The organism is Parcubacteria group bacterium (assembly GCA_041657845.1).
Classification (GTDB): domain Bacteria; phylum Patescibacteriota; class Minisyncoccia; order Moranbacterales; family JAKLHP01; genus JAKLHP01.
This window is the reverse complement of the sequence record JBBABD010000003.1, coordinates 21466-45915: the sequence shown is the minus strand read 5'-3', so window position 1 is coordinate 45915 and position 24450 is coordinate 21466. Positions and strand designations below refer to the sequence as shown.

The window sequence follows — 24450 nt, the reverse complement described above, 5'->3', positions numbered from 1 at the left end:
ATATGGATAACCTTAGAAAATTATTCGATCCGAAATCCATCGCCATTGTCGGCGCCAGTGAAGAAAAGGGAAAGGTAGGAAAAGCGATTTCGGAAAATATTTTGAATCTTGGCTATGAAGGCAAAGTTTTTTTGGTCAATCCAAAACACGAAAAACTTTTTAATCGAGAATGCTATCCCAGCATTGAATCAATCCGAGAACCGGTTGATCTGGCGATCATTGCCATTCCCGCCAAGTTTGTCAATCAAGCCATTCAAAACGGCGGCGATTCTGTTAAAAATTTCGTTGTGATCTCTGCCGGATTTTCGGAAACCTCAGAAGAAGGGAAGAAACTCGAACAAGAACTTTTGGAAATAGCTAAAGAAAAAAAACTGAACATTTTAGGACCGAACTGCCTTGGTTTTATCGCGCCAAAAATAAAATTAAACGCTTCATTTGCCGGAGGACTTCCTAACTTTGGAAATATTTCTTTTGTTTCCCAATCGGGAGCGATTATTAGCGCGCTTTTGGACATTGCCTCCAGGGATAACATCGGTTTTTCCAATATCATTTCCATTGGAAACAAAATGAGTCTAAGCGAAAATGAACTCTTGGAATATCTGGAAAATGATGAAGATTCAAAAGTAATCGGAATGTATCTAGAGGGAATTAAGGACGGAATTAGATTCAAAGAAATCGCAAAAAAAATATCAAAGTCGAAACCAGTTGTAATTTTAAAAGCCGGAAAGACGGAAAAATCTCAAAGAGCTATTTCTTCCCATACCGGAGCTTTGGCCGGAAGCGAGGAGATAATCAAAGCGCTTTTCAAAAAAACCGGGGTCATTCGGGTTGATTCACTGGATGAATTTATAAACACAATGAGATTAATCTCACTGGTAAATCCGCCCGCCAACGAAAAAACAGCAGTTATTACCAATGCCGGCGGTCCCGGGGTTCTAGCTACTGATGCTTTCTCGGGAAAAGAAATAAAATTGTCCGAATTAGATGGCAAGACAAAAGAAAAACTGCGAGAATTTTTACCGAAAGAATCATCAATTGAAAATCCGATTGATCTTTTGGGAGACGCACAAGAAGATCGTTATGAAAAAACACTGGAATCAGTTGATGCAGAAAATATTGGATCGATCATTACTATCCTTACTCCCCAGGAAAACACTCCTTTTGATAAAATCGCCCAAAAAATATCAGCCTTTAAGAAAAAAACCCAAAAAACGATAGTGGCAGTATTTTTGGGCGGAAAGAAAATAGAAAAATCGGTGGAAATTTTGAAGAACAGCAAGATTCCTAATTATACTTTTCCCGAGGATGCTATAAATGCTCTGGATAAATATTACCAATGGGAAATAAACAAAAATAAGATAGGCATACGCGGAAATGCGATAGAAATAGACAAGAATAAATCAGAAAAGGCAGAAAATATAATTAAAAATGCAAGGCTTGAGAACAGAACTGCCTTGTATTTCAGAGAAGCCAAGGAAATAATGGATATCTATGGAATTGACACCATCGAATTTCAAGAAGTCAACGCCGAAAAAGAATTGGAAATAGATTTTCCTATGGTTATGAAAGTGGACAGCGACAAAGTTCTCCACAAAACCGACAAACAAGGGGTTATTTTGAACATAGGAGATGAAAATGATTTCAGGGAAGCTTATCAAAAAATGTCTGAGAATTTTCCTAAAGAAAATATAATCATTCAGCCAATGCAAAGAATTGAAACTGAACTTATTTTAGGAATTAAAAAAGATGAAACTGTGGGGCCGATAGTAATATTCGGCTTAGGAGGAATCTATACTGAAATTTTCAAAATGGTTGATTTTCTTATTCCGTCGGTTACAATTTCGGAAATAAAAGAAACCATTTTAAAAAGTCCGATTAAATTTCTTTTCGAAGAAACGCGAGGCCAGAAAGCATATGACATTGAAAATGTAGCAGATATTCTTCTGAAACTTTCCGTTTTAGCGGAGAATTTGAATGAAATCAAGGAATTTGATATTAATCCGCTGCTAATTTATAATGATGGAAGAAAATCTTTGGCTATTGATGTCAAAATAATAATTTGATAACATAAAATATGGGCAAAAAAATAAAGATACTCATCGTTGAAGATGATGCAAATTTAAGAAACGTGTATTCCGGAACATTTAAAAATGCCGGCTTCGAAGTAATTGAAGCTGATGATGGAATAGACGGATTAGATAAAGCCTCAACTCAGAAACCAGATGTTATTTTTACTGGGATTATGATGCCTCGAATGGATGGTTTTTCAATGGTAGAATCGCTAAAAAAGAATGCCTTGACTTCCGACATACCAATCTTAATATCCTCGCATATGGGCAGAGAGGAAGACAGACAGAAGGCGAATTTGCTTGGGGTTAGATATTTTATTATAAAAGGCTTTACTGCTCCCAAGGAAGTAGTAGAAAAGGTTAATTCTATATTTTCAGAAGGAAAAGAATACCGATTAGAAGTTAACAATTTTTCTATGGATGCGCTAAAATTGGCACAAGACTTGGGACTTAACAATAATTTTCAATGCTTGGAATGCAATGAAAAAATGATATTGAAAATGATATCTGTTAATTCCAAAGATAAGGGATTTGAAGCGCATTTAATCTGTCCTTCTTGCGGATGGCAAGTGAAATAGATATGAATTGGAAAATTAGAGAAAAAGAAAAGATAGACAAGACTGTTTTGCCAAGGCTTCATTCGGTAATTTTAGACATACTTTTCAAGAGAGGCCTTGATACTAACGAAAAAATAAACGAGTTTCTTTTCCCTGACTATGACAAGGGTCTTTTTGATCCTTTTTTGTTTTCTGATATGGAAAAAGCTGTAGGAAGAGTTTTGAAAGCGAAAGAAAGCGAAGAATTAGTTGCAATTTTTGGAGATTATGATGCCGACGGAGTTACTTCTTCCGTAATCCTGAAAGAAGCACTGGATAATATTGGAATTGAATCTGTGGTTTATCTTCCGGACAGAAAATTAGAAGGATACGGAATGAATCTTAATGCAGTAGAAGAATTTAAAAAGAAAAATATAAAACTCATTATTACTGTAGATTGCGGCATTACCAATTATGAGGAAACTGCTAAGGCTAACAAAAATGGAATTGACGTTATCATTATTGATCATCATCACGTTCCCAAAAAAATTCCCAAAGCTTTTGCCATAATAAATCCGCATCTCAAAAATTCCGGATATCCTTTTCTAAATCTTGCCGGAGTAGGCGTGGCTTTCAAGTTTGTCCAAGCTCTATATGGAAAGTTCTTTCCGGAAAAAATGGATCAATTGAAATGGATGCTTGATTTGGTGTCCATAGGAACAGTGGCTGATTGCGTTCCGCTTGCTTCCGAAAATAGAGTAATAACAAAATTCGGGCTCATTGTGCTTTCCAAAACAAAAAGAGCCGGCCTTTTGGAATTATTCCAAGTGGCAAGGATTCAGGTTGATGAAAATAACATTCCCGATACGCATAAAATTTCTTTTCAAATTGCTCCGCGAATTAATGCGGCCGGAAGAATGGACCACGCTAACACGGCTTTTAATTTGATAAGAGAAAGCGATCAGGTAAAAGCCAGGGATTTAGCGTTGGAGCTTGAAAAAAACAACCAAGCGCGCCAAAAAGCTACTGCACAAATAGTGGATGAAATCAGGATTTTGGCGAATAATATGTTTAAAAATAAGAAATTTATTTTTGCCGCCTCCGAACATTTCCCAAATGGAATCGTTGGTCTGGCTGCGGGGAGAATAGCCGATGAATTCAACAAGCCTGTTGCTGTTCTCAATAAAGGAGAAGAGGAAAGCTCTGGATCATTTCGAAGTATTCCGCAAATAAATATAATTGAAGCTATCGAAAAATGCGCTGATTTGCTAGTCAAATTCGGAGGACACAGCCAAGCGGCAGGAATTACAATCAAAAATGAAAAACTGAACGCTTTTTTTGAAAAACTCAGCGGAATAATCGAAAAAGAACTAGAAGGAAAGGATGTGACTCCAGTGCTCGAAATTGATGCTGAAATTTTTCCCAAAGATTTGGATTTTGAATTGGCTGAAAGCCTTCGAAAATTAGAACCATTTGGACAGGGAAACGAAGAACCGATATTTCTCATGAAAAACATGAAAGTCAGCGAGCTTAGAACGGTTGGAAACGGAGAAAAACATCTGAAATTATCGCTTAGGGCGCAGGACGGAACGCCGAAAATTTTCGAAGCTATCGGCTTCAATCTCACTAACGGATTTTCCCATCTCAAAAAAGGCGATAAAATTGACACGGTTTTCACAATTTGCGAAGATAATTGGAACGGAAATAAAAAAATCCAGTTAAAATTAATCGACTTGAAAATATTATGAGTTGGATAGTTCTATCTCTTCTTACGGCATTTTCCCAATCATTAAAGGATGTGCTTAGCAAGAAAAAACTTCACAGAATTGATGAATACTCAATCTCCTTCCTGATGGGAATTTTTTCTATAATTTTTGATTTTGTTTTTTTAATATTAATAATACATACTCCTCTTAAGGAAATTTTTCCTAATTCCGCTAGTGTCTTTTCAATACCACAATTTGATGAAATATCAATTACATTTTGGAAGGCTTTGGTTATTAATGGAACTCTAAATTTATTTGCAACAGTTATTTACCTTAAAGCAATAAAAAATTCAGACCTTTCAGTTACAATTCCTATGCTTGCTTTTACTCCAGTGCTTTTAATTTTTACTTCTCCAATAATATTGGGGAAAAGCGAACTGCCTAATTTAATAAGTATCATGGGAATATTGCTTGTAGTTTTTGGTTCCTACCTATTAAACATCAAAGAGAGACATCTTGGCTTTTGGAAACCATTCCACGCTTTGATAAAAGAAAAAGGACCAAAGTTCATGCTCCTGGTAGCTTTTATCTGGAGTATAACATCTATCTATGACAAGGTTGGGTCAATAGAAACATCTTCTATTTTCTGGACATTATCAGTTCATTTTTACATAAATATCTCTCTGGGAGCCATTCTGCTTTTTAGAAGATTCAAAAAAATAGATGTCTTTAAAATTAATCACATAAAAGAAATAATACCCATCGGCCTTTTTAGCAGCTTGACTTCATTGTTTCAAATGACAGCAGTCCAACTCGCATTGGTGGCAAATGTAATTTCAATCAAAAGAACGAGCATTGTAATGTCTACTATTTTTGGATATTTATTTTTCAAAGAAAAAAATATAAGATCAAGAATACTAGGAGCATCGATAATGGTATTAGGCGTAATATTTATAACCTTATCATAATATGAAAATCGCTTTAGTTCATGACTACTTGGTTCAATATGGAGGCGCGGAGAGGGTGCTGGAATGTTTCTGCGAGCTTTTTCCCTATGCGCCAATTTATACTTTGGTCTACGACAAAAAAGCGATGCATGGGGTTTTTGAGAAAAAAGATATCCGAACCTCCTATCTTCAAAAAATTCCTTTTGCTGGAAAACAACATCGCTTGTTTCCGCCCTTGATGCCTTCCGCCATCGAACAATTCGATTTTTCCAAATATGACGTGGTACTTTCCGATTCCGCTAGCTTTGCCAAAGGAATAATAACCGGTCCTCAGACGCTTCACATCTGCTATATGCACACGCCAATGCGTTATGCTTGGGATGATTGCCAAAAATATACGGCTGATTTTGGATTTCCATCTTTTGTCAAAAGACTGGTTCCATTCTTAATGAACTATATCCGACTTTGGGACAAATTGAGCGCCGAAAGAGTCGATAAATTCATCGCAAATTCAAATTTTGTCGCCAAAAGAATCAAGAAATACTACGGAAAGGATTCAACCGTAATAAACCCTCCGGTTTCAATAAATAATTTCTCCACCAGTGAAAAGCAAGAAAAATATTTTCTAATGGTTGGGCGGCTGATTGCCTACAAGCGCCATGATATTGCGATCAGAGCTTTTAATGAATTGAGCTTGCCCTTGAAAATAATCGGCAGAGGTCCGGAAATGAAAAGACTTAAAAAAATAGCCGGATCGAATATTGAATTTCTAGGAAGGGTTCCGGATGAAAAGCTTCCTAAATATTATTCGCAGTGCCAAGCCTTTATTTTTCCCCAAGAAGAGGATTTTGGAATAGTGGCCATCGAAGCTTTTGCTTCAGGCAAGCCCGTTATCGCTTTCCGAGGAGGAGATATCCTCGAACATATGGAGGAGGAAAAAATGGGAATATTTTTCGATAAACAAGCGCCTGAAAACATAATAAAAGCAGTGGAAAAATTTAAAAGCATGAGTTTTGATAAAAACTATATCAGATCAAAATCTTTGCGATTTGACAAGGAGATATTTAAAGGTAAAATAAGAGAGTACATCGAAAGAGAACTATCAAACTTTAAAAAATAAAATATAATAATGGAATTAAAACAATATTTAAAAATATTTGCAAAAAACTGGGTCTGGTTCGCAGTTACAGTAGCTATTATTTTAGGAATTGGAACCGGTTATAAATATTATGAAAATTCAAGGCCGATAAGTTATGAGGTGTCCCTGCTTCTCAATGTAACCCGAACGGGAATCCAGAGTACTGACAATTATCGCTATGATGATTTTTACCGGCTTCAGGCTGATGAAAGATTTGCCGATACAGTAGTCAGGTGGCTTCAGAATCCGCGCATAGTTACCAACATCTATAATGAGGTCGGCAAAATGTCCGGAGGTATCGATTTAAAGACGTTATCGAAAATTTTTAAGGTGCAAAGGCTGACTTCTCAAGCTATAAGCGTTGAATTTTCATCAGAAAGCGCCCGCGACGCTCAGAATATTTCGGAAGCGATAACCAAAATAATCAATAGCGAATCAAAAAATTTAAATCAATATCAAAAAGAAGATAGCTGGTTTAAAATTATCGGGGATGAACCGGTAATAAAAGAATACAAGGTAACTTGGAGCGACGTTTTGCCAATTTCTATTGTGCTTGGCATCTTTTTAGGAATCTGGGTGATGCTAATTAGGCATTACTTGAAAAAAGATTAGTTTTTCTCCTGCGAATTACGAATTTTTTACGAATATACAAATACAAAAACTAAAACTAAATAAATTCGTAGCTTGTATTTAATTCGTAATTTGTGGGGTCATGAGAATAGGAATTGACATCAGATGCTTGCAGGAGGGAAGAAAAACGGGAGTTGAAGAGTATACGCTGAATCTTTTGAGCAATATTTTTGAGTTGGATAAAAAGAATGAATATGTTCTTTTTTTTAATTCACTGAAAGGAAAGAACCTTGATCTTGATTGGCTAAAAAAATATCCTAACGTAAGAATAAAAAGCTTTCATTATCCCAACAAAATTTTCAATTTGCTTGTCTGGTATTTTAACTGGCCAAAAATTGACCGGCTTATCGGAGGGACTGATGTTTTTTGGATGCCCAATATTAATTTTGGCGCTTTTTCCGAAAGGACAAAATTAATGCTAACTATGCACGATTTGTCTTTTGAAATAATGCCGGAAAATTTTCCCTGGAAAACAAGGCTTTGGCATTTTTTGATAAATCCCAAAAAACTTTGCCAAAGAGCCGACAAAATAATAGCCGTTTCCGATTCAACAAAAAACGATCTTGAAATATTTTACAAAATAAATTCAGAAAAAATTTCCGTGATTCATAGCGCCGTTTCAGATGATTTCAAAGTTATAGATAGAAATAATCCGGAAATGCTTGCAGTCAAGGAAAAATATAACCTGCCCTATCATTTTATTTTATATCTTGGAACAATTGAACCGAGAAAAAATATCATTAGCATAGTAAAAGCCTATGATCAGCTTCGAAGGCTGAAAAATAAAGAACTTGATAGATATAAACTCGCGATTGCCGGAGCCAATGGTTGGAAAGAGAAGGGAGTATTAAAAGAAATAAATAAATCTCCATTTAAAAATGATATACTGACTATTGGTTTCATTAAACCTGAAAACAAGCCTTACTTGTACAATCTGGCTTCACTTTTTGTTTATCCGTCTTTTTTTGAAGGTTTTGGATTTCCACCGCTGGAAGCAATGAGCTCAGGAGTACCGGTCATTACTTCAAATAATTCATCCCTCCCGGAAATAGTCGGGGATTCCGGAATTTTGATTGATCCGGAAAAAACCGATGAGCTTTGCAAGGCTATGCGAGAAATACTTTTAAATAGAGAATGGTGCAGCAAGCTTCGCGAAAAAGGCCTTAAGAGAGCAACGGATTTTGACTGGCAAAAAAGCGCTGGGAATTTCTTAGAGGTAGTTGACAAAATTAAACCTATCGAGGTTCGACCTCGATAGCACCACCACCGCCCTCAGTGAACTCGAGTTTCACCAGGGCGGTTTTTTATTTCTCAATTTCTTCTTTCTTCAGCCATTTAACTCCGGCGTAAACAAGAGGAGTTTCAAAAACGGAAACCAAGCATTTTAATGTCCAATAGGGGATTATCAGTCCTACCAGAAAAACAAAATTGTTGAAAAAGGGCTTATCTATTGCATAGAAAGCAAACAGGTAGAAGATGCTGGTATCGAAAAATTGGGCGACAAAATTGGAAACATTATTCCGAAGCCACAAAGATTTTTTTCCCATCATCTTTCTGATTTTGACAAAAACCAGCACGTCCATATACTCAGACATAAAAAAGGCGAGCAAGCTAGCAATTGATATTCTAATAGATACTCCAAATATATTATGATAAGCCAGTTGGCTTCCGGAAAATCTCTGAGAAGGGGGAAGGTTTATGGCCAGGAAAGAAAATAAAATCAGAAAAACAATCATAATCAGTCCGGATTTGATTATACTTCTGGTTCTCTCTTTTCCGTATACTTCAGTAACAATATCATTAATGGTGAATATGAAAGGCATCAAAAATATGGCGACGCTGGCGCTGAATTTTCCGAAAAGCGGAAATGTTTTGGCGCCCATCAATTCCGAAACAATGATGCAGAATATATAGACGGAAATTAACAGATCGAATTTCTTTATTTTAAACATAGTATTTTTCATTTCAAATATTAGTTAACAAAAAACCTGCCGAGCAGATTATTGAATATAACAATACACAAAAATCTTTTCTCGGTAATTTAGAGGGAAAAATATTTGCCGGTAAAACCGGACCAAGTTTTTTTATTTTTTCTTAGCAGCATATCTAAAACCTACCAGAGAAGAGTTTTTCTGTCAATTTGCGGGGTGCTAGATACTAAATACAAAATACTTTATACTATAATCATGCGCATTGGAATTGATGCCCGGTTTTATGGCTCGCTCGGAAAAGGGCTGGGGAGATACACCCAAAAATTAATAGAAAAACTGGAAAAAATTGATAATACCAATGATTATTTTATTTTTCTCCGAAAAGAAAATTTTGAAGAATATCAGCCGAAGAACAGCAACTTTCAAAAAGTTTTAGCGGATTACCAGTGGTATACGATTTCCGAACAAATAAACATGCCTAGAGTTCTTGACAAATATGATTTGGATCTTGTCCATTTTCCCCATTTTAATATTCCGCTTCTGTACCGAAAAAAGTTTATCATAACCATCCACGACCTAATTCTTCTTCATTTTTCAACAATCAAAAATACAGCACTCAATCCAATTTTTTATTGGCTGAAATTTTTGGCCTACAAAATAGTCATTAAATCCGCCATAACAAGGGCGGAAAAAATAATTGCTGTCTCCAATTTTACCAAAAATGACATCCTCGAGCATTACAAAATTCCAGAAAATAAAATCATAGTAACTTATCAAGCAGCGGATAAAAATAATAGCGCAATTAATCTGGAAAATGACAAACAAATTCTAGAAAAATATGGTATAATAAAACCGTACATAATGTATGTTGGAAACGCTTATCCTCACAAAAATTTGGAAGCGCTGATTTTGGGTTATGGAGGAATTGAAAAGCAGGCAGATTTAAAGCTGGTTCTCGTTGGAAAAGAAGATTACTTTTACAAAAAACTGAAAAAATTGTCGGCGGAGAAAAAAATAAAAAATATAATTTTTACCGATTTTGTTCCTGACTCTGAATTAGACGTTATTTATAAAAATTCGTTATTTTATATTTTCCCTTCGCTCTATGAAGGCTTTGGCTTGCCGCCGCTAGAAGCAATGATGAGAAAAATTCCGATAGCATCATCAGACCATCCTTGTATGAAAGAAATCCTGGATGAAAGCGCATATTTTTTCGATGCCGCTAAAAAAGAAAATATCACTAAAGCAATAACGGAATTCTATGGAAACCAAGGATTGAGAAAGCAATTGGCTGAAAGAGGACTGGAGTGGGCAAAAAAATTCAGCTGGGAAAAAATGGCGAGAATTACGCTTAAAATATATAAGGTTTAGATTATAAATTATTCCGAAATTATGTCATTCTCGCGAAAGCGGGAATCCAGAAAATTGTCATTTTTAATTTATTTCAGCATCTAGATTCCGGGTCAAGCCCGGAATGACATGGATAAATGCCTAAGCATAATATCATTCCTCAAATGTTCGATATCCGTCCGGTTGATGAAACCGGGAATTTGGATTGGAAAAAAATAGAAAAAATGGAGCAAACACTCCTTTGGGAAATAAAAGAATTAGAAAAATCTGCCGCAGTAAAAACATATCGCGGAATGAAAGATTTGACTCCTCAACAAAGTTTACGCCAAGAAACATTAAACGAAAATCGCAATAATTATTATCAAGAAGCGCAAGAAGCAAATATTTATCAACTGGGAGAAAAAGTACGGAGCAGCGAATCTCCAATTTTTTACAAAAGTGATTTCATACCAAGGATAAAATCCGATCCGGAAAAAATATGCAAAGAACCGGAAAAATATTATGCGAGAGAAAAAAATTATCAGCGCACTAAAAAAAACATATTCAAAGCGCCTATATTGTCTGCCCGTTGTTTTATAAAGCGCCTACTCTCAAAAACACGAACTGGCTATTTTGGCGCGAGAGCAATGCCAAGAGACATACAAGGAAATTTTAGTTTTTTTGATCTCTTTTTTCCCGCTAAATTCAATTTAAATTTTAGACCCCAAAGAACTGCTTTGAGTTTCGCCAGTTTATCCATTATTGTCGCCATTCTAATCGGTGGATTTGCATTTGGAGCTAAAGGACTCAAAATAAAAGGAAGGATTTTGGGAACAAGCCAGGAAGGATATTCTAGCTTAAATTCAGCTATTGGCAGCATCAAAAGCCAAAATTATGAAGCCTCCAAACTGGAATTTGAAAAATCTTATGAAAAATTTTCAGAAAGCTCAAGGGATTTGGATGAAATGGGAAAAGTTTTTATTGAAATTTCCAAATTTTTTCCATTTTCCTCAAAGCTATCATCGGGAAAAAATTTAATTGAAGCAGGAAAGCATATTTCATTAGCTGGACAATCATTGAATGAAATTATAAAAACAACCGGTACGCTGAAAAATCCTATCGGCGGAGAAGGCGATCAGAATGTTTCTTTTTTGGAATTATTTCAGTCAACCAAAAAAGAAATGGCAACAGCCAACAGCGAGCTCGAACAAACCCAAAAAAATATAGACGAGATTAATATTGACAATTTGCCTGAAAATAATAGGACGCAATTTTTGTCCTTAAAAGAAAAACTTCCGGGGATAATAGAAATTACCAATAATTTTCTTAACAATAACGAAATATTTGTCGATCTCCTGGGAGGGAACGGACCGAGAAAATATTTGTTTCTATTCCAAAACAATCAGGAAATGAGAGCTACGGGAGGATTCATTGGAAGTTATGGACTCTTGGACATATCCGATGGAAGAATACGCAATTTTTTCATTGACGGAATTTTCAATCCTGATGGACAACTCACAGAAAAAATAGTTCCCCCCAAGCCAATCCAAAAAATCAGCGCTGCCTGGAGCTTGCATGACAGCAATTGGTTTCCAAACTTTCCTGTTTCAGCTAAGGAAGCCATAAGCTTTTACGAAAAAACCGGCGGGCCGACTGCGGACGGAGTAATTGCATTGACTCCAACAGTAATGCAAAAATTCTTAGCCATAACCGGTCCGATTGAAATGAAGGAATATGATGTTGTCATAAATGCTGATAATTTTATCGAAAAAACCCAATATGAAGTCGAGGTAGATTATGATAAGGAAGAAAATAAGCCTAAAAAAATATTATCCGACTTAGCTCCCATAATATTGGATAAGATTTTTAATGCTCGCGATGCAAAAAGCATCGCAATGACAATTCAGGCTCTTTCTTCCGGACTTTCAGAAAAACATATTCTTCTTTATTCCGAAAATAAAGATCTAGAAAAAATAATTTCCGAAAGAGGCTGGTCCGGGGAAGTTTCCGGCGCCCAGAAGGATTATTTAAACGTTATAAACAGCAATATTAATGGCTATAAAACTGATGGAGTAGTAGATGAAACAATAAGCCACGAAGCTCAAATCCAATCAGACGGATCAATTGTTGACACCGTAACGATTACAAGGCATCATAATGGAGGCAATTCCAATTATGAATGGTACAACAAAGTTAATGCCGACTACATAAGAGTCTATGTTCCGCTTGGATCGAAACTCCTTGAAGCCGAGGGACAGACAAGAGAAACAAACAAATCTCCGCTTGATTACAACGCGCTGGGATTCAAAAAAGATTCTTCAGTTCAGCAAGAAGAGGATCATATGCTGATTGACGAAAATTCAGAAACGAGAATTTATGAAGACTCCGAAAAGACTGTTTTTGCCAATTGGACATACGTCAGTCCCCAGGAAACGATGACGCTTGAATATAAATATTTGCTTCCATTTAAAATAAATTTAGAAAATCAGGACAAACCGGCTGATTCTTATTCGCTTTTAGCGCAAAAACAATCCGGAAGCGTTGGAAGCAAATTTACCTCGAGTATTAAATTTCCGAAAAATTATAAAATTGAATGGAATTATCCGGAAAATATTGAAAATAAGGGAAATGAACTGCAAGTTAAAACAAAATTGGATGTTGATAAATTTATTGGATTAGTTTTTACGAAAAGCGGAGCGATATTAAATGATTAAAAAATTAGTAAATAATAAAATATTAAACAGCAAACCAACGGAGTCAATTACGGCGGCGGCTTTTATTATTGCCGTTTCCGGATTTGCCAGCCGATTTTTGGGACTTTTCCGAGACCGAATTCTGGCTTCGCAGTTTGGAGCCGGCGATACTCTGGATGCTTATTACGCCGCATTCAGAATTCCAGATCTATTATACAATCTGCTGATTCTTGGAGCTTTGAGCGCCGCCTTTATTCCTGTTTTCACCGGACTTATTTCAAACAAAAAAGAAGAAGAGGGATGGGAACTGGTTTCCGGAATTTTAAATATAATGGTATTTGTTTTGATTATTGTGGCGGCAATTTTGGCAATATTTGCACCTTTCATCGTTCATTTGATTACTCCCGGATTTTCCGGAGAAAAAATGGAACTTACGATAATGCTGACCAGAATTATGTTTTTAAGTCCGGTTCTTTTGGGAATTAGCGCTATCTTCGGAGGGGTTTTAGTGTCTCTTAAAAAATTCCTTATTTATTCTATCGCTCCGATAATGTATAACATTGGAATCATAATCGGAGCCTTGTTTTTTGTAAAATTAATGGGGCCAAAAGGTTTGGCTGTAGGCGTAATTTTGGGAGCTTTGCTTCATATGCTAATTCAGTATCCGGCCGTCAAATTTTCCGGATTCAAATTTAAGCCAATCCTTTTTGGAGCCTTCAGAAATGAAAATGTAAGAAAAATAATTCGGCTGATGATCCCAAGAACAATGGGAATTGCAGTAAGCCAAATCAATCTATTAGTGATAACGATTTTTGCTTCCACATTAGCTTCCGGAAGTTTGGCGGTTTTTAATTTTGCCAATAATATCCAGAGTTTTCCCTTGGGGCTTTTTGGAGTTTCTTTTGCGGTCGCTGTTTTTCCAACTCTTAGTGCAACCTATGCCAAAGGATTACATGACGAATTCATCAAAAACTTCTCCCAGACATTCAGGAGAATTTTATTTTTCATAATTCCGCTCAGTGTTTTAATTTTACTCCTCAGGGCTCAACTTGTTCGTGTCATTCTTGGAGGCGGACAATTCAATTGGGAAGACACGGTTATGACTTTTGAAACTCTTGGATTTCTAACTGTCAGCCTTTTTGCCCAATGTCTTATTCCGCTCCTGGCCAGAGCTTTCTACGCTATCCACAACACTAAGATTCCTTTTTATATTGCTCTTGTCAGTGAAGCGGTGAATATCATTTTGGTAATTCTTTTGATTAAAAATTACGCCGTTTCCGGATTAGCTATCGCTTTTTCTGCGGCCAGCATTTTAAATATGGTTTTACTTTTTGTGATTCTTCGAAAAAAACTGGGGGGATTAGATGGAAAGAATATTTTTAGTTCGACCTCAAAAATACTCCTAGCTTCCACTATTGCTGGGCTTATTACTCAAATAATGAAATATGCAATAGATAGGATTGCCAATATTGATACTTTTTTGGGGATTTTCTTCCAGCTCATCATTTCCGGAGGATTGGGAATAATAGTTTTTGTCTTTATGAGCTGGGTATTCAAAACTCCAGAATTTTTTCATTTTAAAAACTCTATCGTTAAAAGATTTTACAGAACTAAGGGGACAATCAATGAAATCACCGAGGAGACGGATGGAATGTAATTAATAGACACAACCAATATGCTTCTTGCTTTTTAAAAAAACATCTGCTATTTTTTATGCAATTGGACAGGGGAGGCGCAATGGCCAAACGCTATCACCTTGATGGGGTGTGCACGGGGAAATGGATGGCTTGAGAGGTCTGGTAGCAAAGACTGCCAAAGAAAGTTCATCCGCGAAAAATATGCATTGCCCGGTCAATGGCATGTATTCACGCAGGTTCGATTCCTGCCCCCTGCCTCTTTATGCCGTGGAATTCAAAAAAGGAATCCGCGGCTTTTTTTATATAAATTATCAAGTATTGAAATAAATGCCTTTTTAATATAGAATAAAGGACATATGGCTCAAAATAACATCCGAAATTTTTGCATAATTGCTCACATAGACCATGGGAAGTCGACGCTCGCCGATCGACTTTTGGAATTTACCAACACAGTTGAGAAAAGAAAAATGAAAGACCAAATTTTAGATCAGATGGATTTGGAACGGGAGAGAGGAATTACCATAAAATTACAGCCGGTGAGAATTGTTTATAAAGTTCAAAACGTTAAAAACGATTTGAACAAGCAAAGCGATGGAACGCTAGAACGATTAGAACAATCCTATATCCTCAATTTGATTGACACTCCAGGACATGTTGATTTTAATTATGAAGTTTCAAGGTCTTTGGCGGCAGTTGAAGGCGCAGTGCTTTTGGTTGACGCGACCAAAGGAGTGCAGGCGCAGACGCTTTCCAATTTATATCTCGCCATTGAACAGGGACTGGAAATTATTCCGGTAGTCAACAAGATTGACCTGGCTAATGCCGATGTTCCTAAAACTAAAAAAGAAATAATCCATATCCTCGGTTGCAAAGAAGAAGATATCCTTTTAGCTTCCGGAAAAACCGGAGAAGGAGTGGAAAAAATTCTGGAGGCTATCATAGAAAAAATTACGGCACCTGTTGGAAACGAGGAAAAACCGCTTCAAGCGCTTATTTTCGATTCCAAATACGATTCCTACAAAGGAGTGCTGGCCTATGTCCGGATTATGAACGGAAAAGTGAAACGAGACGATGAACTCTTGATGACCATCAACAAAAATGAAAGTACCGTGATCGAAGTCGGGTATTTTAAGCCGCAACTTGATCCTTCGGAAATTTTGATAGCTGGAGATATTGGATACATCGCCACCGGATTCAAAAGCGTTTCAAATTGCCGAGTGGGAGACACGATTACTCTCACTAAAACAAAAGACGAAGTTAAAAGTTTGCCCGGATACAAAGAAGTGAAACCGATGGTCTATGCCAGCTTTTATCCGGTTGAAGGTGATGACTATAATTTTATGCGCGATGCACTGGACAAACTCAAGCTTAATGATGCCGCCTTTGCTTTCGAACCGGAAAGCAATAAGGCCTTGGGAAGAGGATTCCGCTGCGGATTCTTGGGACTTCTTCACCTTGAAATCATCCACGAAAGACTAAAAAGAGAATTTGATATTTTTCCAACCATTACCACGCCAAGCGTAGTTTATGAAGTTAAAATAGCTAATACCGGCAAGTTAATAAAAATATATTCAGCTTCTGAAATGCCCGATCCTTCTCAAATAGAAGAAATTTCCGAACCGTTTGTAAAATTGGATATCATTACTCCCTCAATATACTTAGGACAAGTAATGGAACTTATGGGAGGGATCCGATCGATGTACAAAAATACAGAATATCTTGACGAGGAACGGGTATTGCTTTCGTTTGAAGCGCCACTAACCGATGTCATTATAAATTTTCATGACAATCTTAAAGGCGCCACTTCCGGTTTTGCTTCTATGAGCTATGAACTGATCGGTTACCGGCCGTATGATTTAGTTAAGCTTGATATTCTGGTCGCTGGAGAAAAAATAGAAGCTTTTTCCCGAATTGTTCCGAAAGAAAAAGCTTTTTATGAGGGAAAATCAACCGTGGAGAAGCTCAAAGATTCAATTCCTCGCCAAAACTTCGCTGTGGCTATTCAAGCCGCTGTTGGAGCCAAAATAATTGCCAGAGAAACTGTTAAAGCTTTTCGAAAAGATGTTATTGCCAAACTTTACGGAGGAGACGTTTCCCGCAAAAAAAAGCTCCTCGAAAAACAGAAAAGGGGGAAGAAAAAGATGCGCAACATCGGAAAAGTGAGCATTCCGTCCGAAGCTTTTCTGGCCGTTTTGAAGAAATAATCATATCTGATATAATTAACATATGCACACAAACAAACGGAAAAGGAAATTGAGAATTATTTGGACAATTATTACTGTTTTGGGAGTTTTATCTATGATCGCTTTTGAACTTGCTCCGTTAATGAGATAAACAATTTATACCTGTCATTCCTGCGAAACTTGTCCTCGAGAAATCGGGGAGCAGGAATCTACATAATCGTTAGATTGCAGATAATCGAAAGCGTAGATTCCGCATCAAGTGCGAAATGACATATGAAAATGAGAAAAAAATCCTTTTTTTCAATATTATTCGCAGTAGCCGGGATTGTTATTACCGGATGGATTTCTTATTTTGCGCTCAAAGAAAACAAAAGAAGCAAGCAGATTGAAAGCGAAATAAACAATCTGCGAACAGAAGCAGAGAAACTTCGTGAGAATAACAAGGCAATGCAGGATAAGATTGTTTATTTTGAAACTCCTGAATTTCAGGAAAAGATGGCCAAAGAAAAACTCAATTTACAGAAGGAAAATGAAAACGTAGCCATTATTAAGCCAAGTCTGGTTTCCGGTAGCGAACGAATAGCCGGAAAAACAACTGTCGCCGAAAAAGAAGTTCCGAAAAAACCTAACTACGAAAAATGGTGGGATTATTTCTTTAAATATTAGTTCCCGCAAATATATAAACCCTGCTGTCATCCTGAGCCGCCGCGGCGAAGCCTCTCAAATAAACAAATAAAGACTTCTTTTATATTTTAAATTCTCATGAAAAAAAACGAGGCAGAAAAAGAAAAAAATAAGAATAAAGAAGTAGGAATATCTACTATTATTTATTCTGCTTTGATAATAATCTTCGGAATTGTTGCTGTTTTCGGCGTTCTTATCTATTTTTTTGGATTAAACAATAGCTTCATCAAAAAAGCGGAAAAGATAATTCCTTATCCGGCTGCAATAATAGGATACTCTCATTTCATAAGCATGGGCGAGCTTAATTCAAACTTGGATTCTGTAAAAAAATTCTACGAAAGCCAGGATTTTTCCGAGATTAATATGAGAGTTGATTTTTCAACAGAAAGCGGCCAAAAAAGGCTTAAAATTAAAGAAAAAGGGATTTTAAATCGAATGATAGAAGACAAGGCCATCGAAATTATCGCAAAAAAGAATGGCATAAACATATCGAAAGAACTGGTCGACCAAAATTTATCAAGAAAATTGGAAGAATACAAAAGCGAGGAAGATTTGAAAAATAATCTGGATCGCCTTTATGGATGGACTGAAAATGATTTTAAGAAAAAGATAGTGCGCCCTGATATTTGCAAGCAAGAATTGGAAAAATATTTTGAAGTAAATAACCCAACAATATTTGAAGCCAAATCTCAAATAGAAAAAGCGGAAGAAGATCTTGCTAAGAATAAAGATTTTGCCCAAGCAGCAAAAAAATATTCCAAAGGGTCAACAGCCCAAGACGGGGGAGAACTTGGCTGGTTCAAGAAAAATCAATTAATTCCGGAAATATCTGACATTGTTTTCTCGCTGGAAAAAGGCAAGAAAAGCGAAATCATAGAAAGTTCTCTCGGTTTTCATATTGTCGAGCTTGAAGACAAAAAAACAGAAAATGAAAATGAACTGGCAAAAATAAGGCAAATTTTTATTCCTAAAAAAACATTCGCTGATTTTTTGACGGAAGAAATGAAAAAAATGAAATTTACCGTAATTGTCAAAGATTATTCATGGAATAAAGAAACCCAGCTGTTGGAATTCAAAAAACAAGATATGAAAGATTTTGAAAATGACGCCATAGAAAATTTTCAAGGAGACGCATCAGTGTTATTTTAAAAAACCTACAAATTACAAATCGGATGCGAATATACAAATATTTTAATTCTTAGTTTATGATAAATTTGTATATTTGCAAATAATTCGTAATTCGTGGGATAAAATATTATGCCAAAAATAAAAGTCGACGAAGAACTATGTATTGGATGCGGGGTTTGCGAGTCTATCTGTCCAAACCTTTTTAAGGTTGAGAATGGAAAATCAAAGGTTATATCGGAAGAATGCGGAAACTGCAATCTCGACGAAATAAGCGCAAGCTGTCCGGTAAGCGCTATTTCCCAGGAAAAATAGCGAAATATCAATATCCAAAACAGAGTAATACAAGTGAAATTAATTTTCACCAAAACCTATTTTCTGATAAAAATAGGTTTTGGGCGAATAAAATTTTTATGGAAAATATAAATGACGACCAAGAAAATATAAAAAAGGAGGAAAAAGAACAAGAAACCGGGAGGAAAATCCTAAAAAAGCCTTTCTCCCTAAACTCCATAATTATAATGTTCGCCATTCTTTCGGTATTTTTGTCCTCATTTTTTGGAGCAATTTTTGGTCTTATGGGAGGAAAAATATCCGACAAGATCTTTTCAAAAATCGACAATCCAGGAAAAAACTCCGGTCAATCCGTTCAGGTAAGAAAGAAACAGCTTATCGAAGAAGATTCAGCCATTATCGACGTAGTTCAAAAATCATCACCGGCAGTCGTAAGCATAGTAATTTCAAAAGACGTTCCAAAATACAGAAGTTTTTTTGAAGATCCGTTTGGATTCTTCGATAATCCTTCAAGTCAAGAGTCGGGAACCGAAAAACAGACTGTCGGAGCCGGATCAGGATTCATTGTCAATCAAAATGGAATGATTGCAACAAATAAGCATGTCGTTAGCGACATAAGCGCCGATTATACCGTTATTACTAGCGATGACAAAGAATATCCGGCTAAAGTTCTGGCTAGAGATCCCGTTAAAGATATTGCTGTCATAAAAATAGAAGGGGATAATTTCCCAACTTTGAATTTTGGCGATTCTAATTCATTGAAAATCGGCCAGACTGTAATAGCTATCGGGAATTCTCTCGGAGAATTCTATAACACCGTGAGCAAGGGAATTATCTCCGGACTTAGAAGAAATTTAACTGCAGGTTCAGGCCTTGGACAATCTGAGCACTTAAGCAACATCATTCAGACTGACGCAGCCATAAATTCCGGAAATTCAGGGGGACCGCTTTTGGATATTAATGGAAATGTGATAGGAATAAATGTAGCCATGGCACAGGGAGCCCAGAATATTGCTTTTTCAATTCCAGCCGATCAAATTAAAAAAATCGTAGACCAAGTAAACAGTAATGGGAAAATATCCACTCCTTTTCTCGGAGTGAGAAGCGTTGCAATAGATGAAAAAATACAATCGGAAAATAATCTCGCCTATGCTTATGGAGCGTTAATAACCCGAGGACAAAAAATTACCGACCTAGCGGTAATGCCCGGATCTCCCGCCGATAAAGCCGGCATTCAGGAGAATGATATTATTCTTGAAATAAACGGAACAAAGGTAGATGACAAAAATCAACTAAGCAATCTTATTGCTAATTATAATGTCGGGGATACGATAACTCTCAAAGTGTGGCACAAGGGAAGCACGAATGACATAAAAGTCAAATTGGAAGAAAGAAAATGACGAAGTCATCCTGAGTCGCCGCGACGAAGGATCTCGAACGAAATACAATAGAGATTCTTCACTTCGCTACGCTACGTTCAGAATGACAAATATATAATGTTTTTTCATCTCAAATCGCTATTGTATGCAATAATGTTTCTTGCAATTTTCGAGGTTGTTTTTGCGACTGGCAATTTGGTGTGGCAAGCCGGAATTTTTCTGGTTTTATTTTCTATTTATAGCGCGAAAAAAAGCGGGAAAAGCTATTCTCTTGCAACAGTTCCTATTATTTTTTCGATTTCTTCAATTATTCTTTTCTACCTGATTCATGATAGTATGGATCGGCAGGTTTTTATTGTTATTTCCTCAGCGATTTACTACTTTATTTTCTTGGGAATTTACCGTTTGAAAAATTACGAGGGAGATCAAACAGCCAGAGGAATTATTTCCGGAGGCCTTTTTGCCACAGTTTTCTTCTTTTATGCCGGATTCTACGGATTATATATTAACTTTTCAATCCCGCTCTGGTTTCTGATGATTGTTTTCCTGTCCATAACCTTTATTTTGAGTTATCATTACCTCAGAATCCTTTCTTCCGACAAAAGAAAAGTCCTGACTTACAGCCTAATCCTCGGACTGACAATGGCAGAAATTTCCTGGGTAATAAATTTCTGGCCGTTCGGGTACTTGACAACCGGCGTTATTGCCCTTATTTTCTATTATGTGTTCTGGGACCTTGCCCAGAGCTATTTTACCTACAAGCTGTCAAAAAGGAAGATTGTTATTAATTTGATATTTTTCAGCTTTCTCATTGGACTAATTCTTTTTAGTTCAAGGTGGCAATTAACAGTATAAACTAATTTTATGAATAAATTTACGCGATTATTTTTAGTTGGACTCTTGCTATTTCTGATAGGGGGATTTGGTTCTATGGTTTTTCAGGGTTATATCATTCCTAAAATCAGCCTTTCTCCAACTTTGTCAAAACTAAAAATATTTAAAAAAGCTTCAGAAAACATAACTATAGTCAATAAAACCGAGCAAGTGGAAGTAAAGGAGGATGATTCGGTAAGTAAAGTAGCTTCTCAAGCCGGAGCAACGGTCGTAAACATAATTTCTGTTTCGGAAAAAAATAAATCGGTTCTAAATCCTCTTCAGGGAATCAAAAATGGAACGGGAGTGGTGGTGGCTTCGGACGGTTTTGTAGTAACCTATAGGACGACTCTCATCGAAAACGATGCTAATTACAAAATTATTTTGCTTAATGGATCTTCATTTGACGCCAAGCTAGTCGGAATAGATGAATTTACCAATTTGGCTTTTCTTAAAATGGATACCTCCAATCTTTCTGTTGCTTCTTTTGCCAATTCAGATGATTTTTACCCGGGGAAAAAGCTAATCGCCATCGGAAATTCATTTGAAGATTATCAAAATAGATACTCTTCCGGAATTTTGAGCAACATCAATAAAACCTTCAACATTGCCGGAAAAACTTTATCTTTGTCGGAAAAGTTGGAAGGCGTGTTTGAAACTGATTTCCTGAACCAGAAAGAATATTTGGGCGGACCGGTAATAAATTACAATGGAGAATTAGTTGGAATCGTTGGCTCTGTCGTGGTTGATAATCAAGAAAAGTTTTTTCAAATCCCTTCCAATGTTGTCAAAAACACGATGGACTTGGCTATCAAAAATGAGCTTGGCGCCAGAGCGCAAATGGGAATTTATTATCTACCCATCAGCAAGGCTTATGCGCTGGCCAACAATTTAAGCTACGACAAAGGAGCGTTGATTTATTCTCCCTCCGGAAAACAAGGACTAGCCATCATTGCCGGATCTCCAGCGGAAAAAGCCGGACTGAAAATAAATGACGTCATTACTTTTGTCGACGGCAAGGAAATAAATCTCGATAATCCGCTATCCAATCTTCTTGGCCAATATAAAAAAGGCGACGCGATTGAATTAACAATTTTGAGGGATGGGCAAGAGATGAAAATACCGGTGAAACTATAACAAACTTCAATAACATATATTTTTAAAAAATCGCCTTCGGGCGATTTTTTATTTGACAAATTTAAAGGCTTGTGCTAGGGTATAAGGTTCCTAAAAATAGGGTAAAAAGAATCGCCGTTGTTTCAAGGGAGGCGTAGAAATCCTAACAAATACGCAACAAAACCCGCTTGAAACAATAGCAAAAAATCATACAAGGAGGTGAAAGTTCTTTAAAGTTTAAAGAAGTAGAAGTGCCGGCAAACCTAGTTTGTCGGAAAAAACAAGGAGGATACCATGAAAAAAGCAATGTTTTTGACCTTGATTATCGGAATCGTTTTTGCATTCACAACAACGCCAGCGTCTGCGCAGTGGGTAGGAGAAGGTAGCGGATATGTAGATACCGCAACTAACACGTTTCTTAATGTGGGAACCATGAAAACCGGCTGCGGCGATGCCTGCAACTTTGGTAAAAGCTACTTCATGGAGGCTCAGCAGGCAGGGTCACTCAGCATCGGAGCCAAAGGTTATGAGCGCAACCCCGATCTCGTCAGGGTAGACATGTCAGGCGGATATGACACGGGCTACGAACAGGCTAGAGAGATCCCTGGGGGATTCCAAAGACAATACGGGGAGCAGTGGGGAAGCGGAAAGATTACCTTGAAATCTCGGTAGACCGCCCGCACTCACGTCTGGAAGGAGAAGAAGTTTTTCTCCTTCCAGGCAAAATATTTTTATTCTGAATATTTAATTCAGTGCTGGTCAAATAAAATTGACAAACACTGTGAAAATATATAGATAAGTTTTTTGACAACCGAATATAATTTTTTCGGATTACATAGATAGATAGATAGATAGATAGATAGATAGATAGACACGACATCTCACGACCAAGGAGGTCAATATGAAAAAGATTCTCGTAATTCTGGCAGTAGTGGCAATGGTTTCTATCGCGAACATCACGTTTGCAGGTGGAAACGAGAGTGTAAGCACTCTCGAGAATACCGTTGAACAAAATCAGACAGAGATTCAGAAGCAAGCGCAGATTCAAGGAATAACCTATGCTCCTCAGAGCAATGGGAATAAATCCCTTGGAAGCTTGCCGTTCACCGGTACTCATTATATCGGTGCCGCGGAGTTTCCTCTTAACGATTACGGGCATTTCATTAGCCAGTTTTCGTTGAAAACTTCCGTGCAGTTTATGAGGGTCTTGACTTCTTCGGAAGTTCAGACAATCAAGGACATCAACGACGGAATGAACGGCGCTGAAAAATGGGAGAGGCGAAACAGAAAGATAATTCCGTCTCCCATTATCAAACGCACTTATCAGGCAGCAAGGGATAGCAAGGGTTACTTTGTTAATCCAAAGGTTTTTGTAGAGCAAATCTTGCCCAGGCTCAGCGATGAGCACATTATGGGCATCATGCTTTACAACTCCAAGCTCGACAAAGAGAATCCGGTAAATGTTCCGCACTTTCAAGTGCGAGTGTTCGAAGACCTAGCTCCTCTCGGAGCAAATGTCTTTGTACCGGTCGACCAATTCTTTCAGGGATATTTCGTCCCCGAGGGTTTTGAATTCTCAGTGTCTGGCATTTTCAGCTGGATATCTAAGAGTTTCTTGAACGGCGGAGCTGTTTCGCCAAGTGCTGGCGTGTCAAAGCAACAGAACACTGAGTTCGGCAGGCCTGGAGCAGCTTTTGTGGTTTGCTCTGTGCCACTGGAAATTCTGTTTCCGCCAAAATCGATAACTCCGCCTGCGGTTGAAAAGTCAAAGGAACCGGAGAAACTGAAGTGTAATTTGGATGAAATCTGGGCACGGATTAGGATGCATTTGGAGGCTTGCCTCCATTGCAAAACCCCGTGTCTCAATAATGAGATCCACCGAAAGGCAGCCGGCGACGGTTTCCTGGATCTCTATGAATGTACCGGTGACAAGAAGTATCTTGCTATGGCAATTGAGCAATATCAAATTGCCGAAAGAGACTTCTTTAACGGCAAAGAGCCTGATGGCACCCCGACCAAGAAATTGGCTGGAGCGCAGGAAACTGTACTTAAGGTCTATTACAATTGGTCTTGGGCAATTCGAGAATTGAACGGAAAGGAAGCACAGTATTCCTTTGCGCGAGCGAAGGAGCTGAAAAGCGTCCCGACATGTTACACTGATCTGAAACGATAGCCAAAGG

The 24450-nt window shown here is 37.2% G+C and carries 20 protein-coding genes; 19 read left to right on the top strand and 1 reads right to left on the bottom strand.

Annotation, left to right across the window (positions count from 1 at the left end):
* The first annotated feature begins 2 nt into the window (after positions 1-2).
* The 7 genes from WC906_01075 (at position 3) to WC906_01045 (ending at position 8284) form a co-directional block, all read left to right on the top strand.
* Positions 3-2063: an acetate--CoA ligase family protein gene (locus tag WC906_01075; protein ID MFA5777017.1), complete on the top strand. Its 2061-nt coding sequence runs from the start codon at positions 3-5 to the stop codon at positions 2061-2063.
* Between the two features lie 11 nt (positions 2064-2074).
* Entirely contained in the window at positions 2075-2647 is a 573-nt protein-coding gene (locus WC906_01070) for a response regulator (GenBank protein MFA5777016.1), read from the top strand.
* A gap of 2 nt (positions 2648-2649) precedes the next feature.
* Positions 2650-4353, top strand: a complete 1704-nt coding sequence (gene recJ / locus WC906_01065; protein ID MFA5777015.1) for a single-stranded-DNA-specific exonuclease RecJ — start codon at positions 2650-2652, stop codon at positions 4351-4353.
* Complete coding sequence (locus WC906_01060; protein MFA5777014.1) at positions 4350-5279, top strand: EamA family transporter; 930 nt, start codon at positions 4350-4352, stop codon at positions 5277-5279. Before recJ ends, WC906_01060 begins: the two co-directional genes overlap by 4 nt.
* Before the next feature lies 1 nt (position 5280).
* Entirely contained in the window at positions 5281-6378 is a 1098-nt protein-coding gene (locus WC906_01055; GenBank protein MFA5777013.1) for a glycosyltransferase, read from the top strand.
* 9 nt (positions 6379-6387) lie between these two features.
* Entirely contained in the window at positions 6388-7008 is a 621-nt protein-coding gene (locus tag WC906_01050) for a hypothetical protein (protein ID MFA5777012.1), read from the top strand.
* Positions 7009-7108: 100 nt separating this feature from the next.
* Complete coding sequence (locus WC906_01045) at positions 7109-8284, top strand: glycosyltransferase family 1 protein (GenBank protein ID MFA5777011.1); 1176 nt, start codon at positions 7109-7111, stop codon at positions 8282-8284.
* Between the two features lie 46 nt (positions 8285-8330).
* Here WC906_01045 and WC906_01040 read toward each other — a convergent pair whose 3' ends face one another.
* The gene (locus tag WC906_01040) at positions 8331-8978 is read right to left on the bottom strand and encodes a queuosine precursor transporter (protein MFA5777010.1); all 648 of its coding nucleotides are present in this window, start codon (positions 8976-8978) and stop codon (positions 8331-8333) included.
* 234 nt (positions 8979-9212) lie between these two features.
* On the opposite strand from WC906_01040, the gene WC906_01035 reads away from it, so the two are divergent.
* The 12 genes from WC906_01035 to WC906_00980 all read left to right on the top strand — a co-directional run bounded on the left by WC906_01035 (position 9213) and on the right by WC906_00980 (position 24443).
* Positions 9213-10328 (top strand): glycosyltransferase family 1 protein, encoded by a 1116-nt coding sequence (locus tag WC906_01035; GenBank protein MFA5777009.1) that lies wholly within the window; start codon positions 9213-9215, stop codon positions 10326-10328.
* A 116-nt stretch (positions 10329-10444) separates the two neighbouring features.
* Positions 10445-13000 carry a DUF4012 domain-containing protein gene (locus WC906_01030; protein MFA5777008.1) on the top strand — a complete coding sequence of 852 codons (2556 nt, stop codon included), beginning with the start codon at positions 10445-10447 and terminating at the stop codon, positions 12998-13000.
* On the top strand, positions 12993-14636 hold the full coding sequence (gene murJ, locus WC906_01025) for a murein biosynthesis integral membrane protein MurJ (protein MFA5777007.1): 1644 nt from the start codon (positions 12993-12995) through the stop codon (positions 14634-14636). Before WC906_01030 ends, murJ begins: the two co-directional genes overlap by 8 nt.
* 336 nt (positions 14637-14972) lie before the next feature.
* Positions 14973-16820, top strand: coding sequence for a translation elongation factor 4 (lepA, locus tag WC906_01020; GenBank protein ID MFA5777006.1), 1848 nt, complete (start codon positions 14973-14975; stop codon positions 16818-16820).
* A 258-nt stretch (positions 16821-17078) separates the two neighbouring features.
* Positions 17079-17465 carry a septum formation initiator family protein gene (locus WC906_01015; protein ID MFA5777005.1) on the top strand — a complete coding sequence of 129 codons (387 nt, stop codon included), beginning with the start codon at positions 17079-17081 and terminating at the stop codon, positions 17463-17465.
* A gap of 96 nt (positions 17466-17561) precedes the next feature.
* Complete coding sequence (locus WC906_01010) at positions 17562-18632, top strand: peptidylprolyl isomerase (GenBank protein MFA5777004.1); 1071 nt, start codon at positions 17562-17564, stop codon at positions 18630-18632.
* Between the two features lie 108 nt (positions 18633-18740).
* Positions 18741-18923, top strand: coding sequence for a ferredoxin (locus WC906_01005; protein MFA5777003.1), 183 nt, complete (start codon positions 18741-18743; stop codon positions 18921-18923).
* 98 nt (positions 18924-19021) lie between these two features.
* Positions 19022-20302 (top strand): trypsin-like peptidase domain-containing protein, encoded by a 1281-nt coding sequence (locus WC906_01000; protein ID MFA5777002.1) that lies wholly within the window; start codon positions 19022-19024, stop codon positions 20300-20302.
* 96 nt (positions 20303-20398) lie between these two features.
* Positions 20399-21136 (top strand): hypothetical protein, encoded by a 738-nt coding sequence (locus tag WC906_00995; GenBank protein MFA5777001.1) that lies wholly within the window; start codon positions 20399-20401, stop codon positions 21134-21136.
* A 9-nt stretch (positions 21137-21145) separates the two neighbouring features.
* On the top strand, positions 21146-22291 hold the full coding sequence (locus WC906_00990; protein MFA5777000.1) for a S1C family serine protease: 1146 nt from the start codon (positions 21146-21148) through the stop codon (positions 22289-22291).
* Between the two features lie 273 nt (positions 22292-22564).
* A complete protein-coding gene (locus WC906_00985) occupies positions 22565-22942 on the top strand; it encodes a hypothetical protein (protein MFA5776999.1) in 378 nt (125 codons plus the stop codon).
* Positions 22943-23171: 229 nt separating this feature from the next.
* Entirely contained in the window at positions 23172-24443 is a 1272-nt protein-coding gene (locus tag WC906_00980; GenBank protein MFA5776998.1) for a hypothetical protein, read from the top strand.
* Positions 24444-24450: the final 7 nt, after the last annotated feature.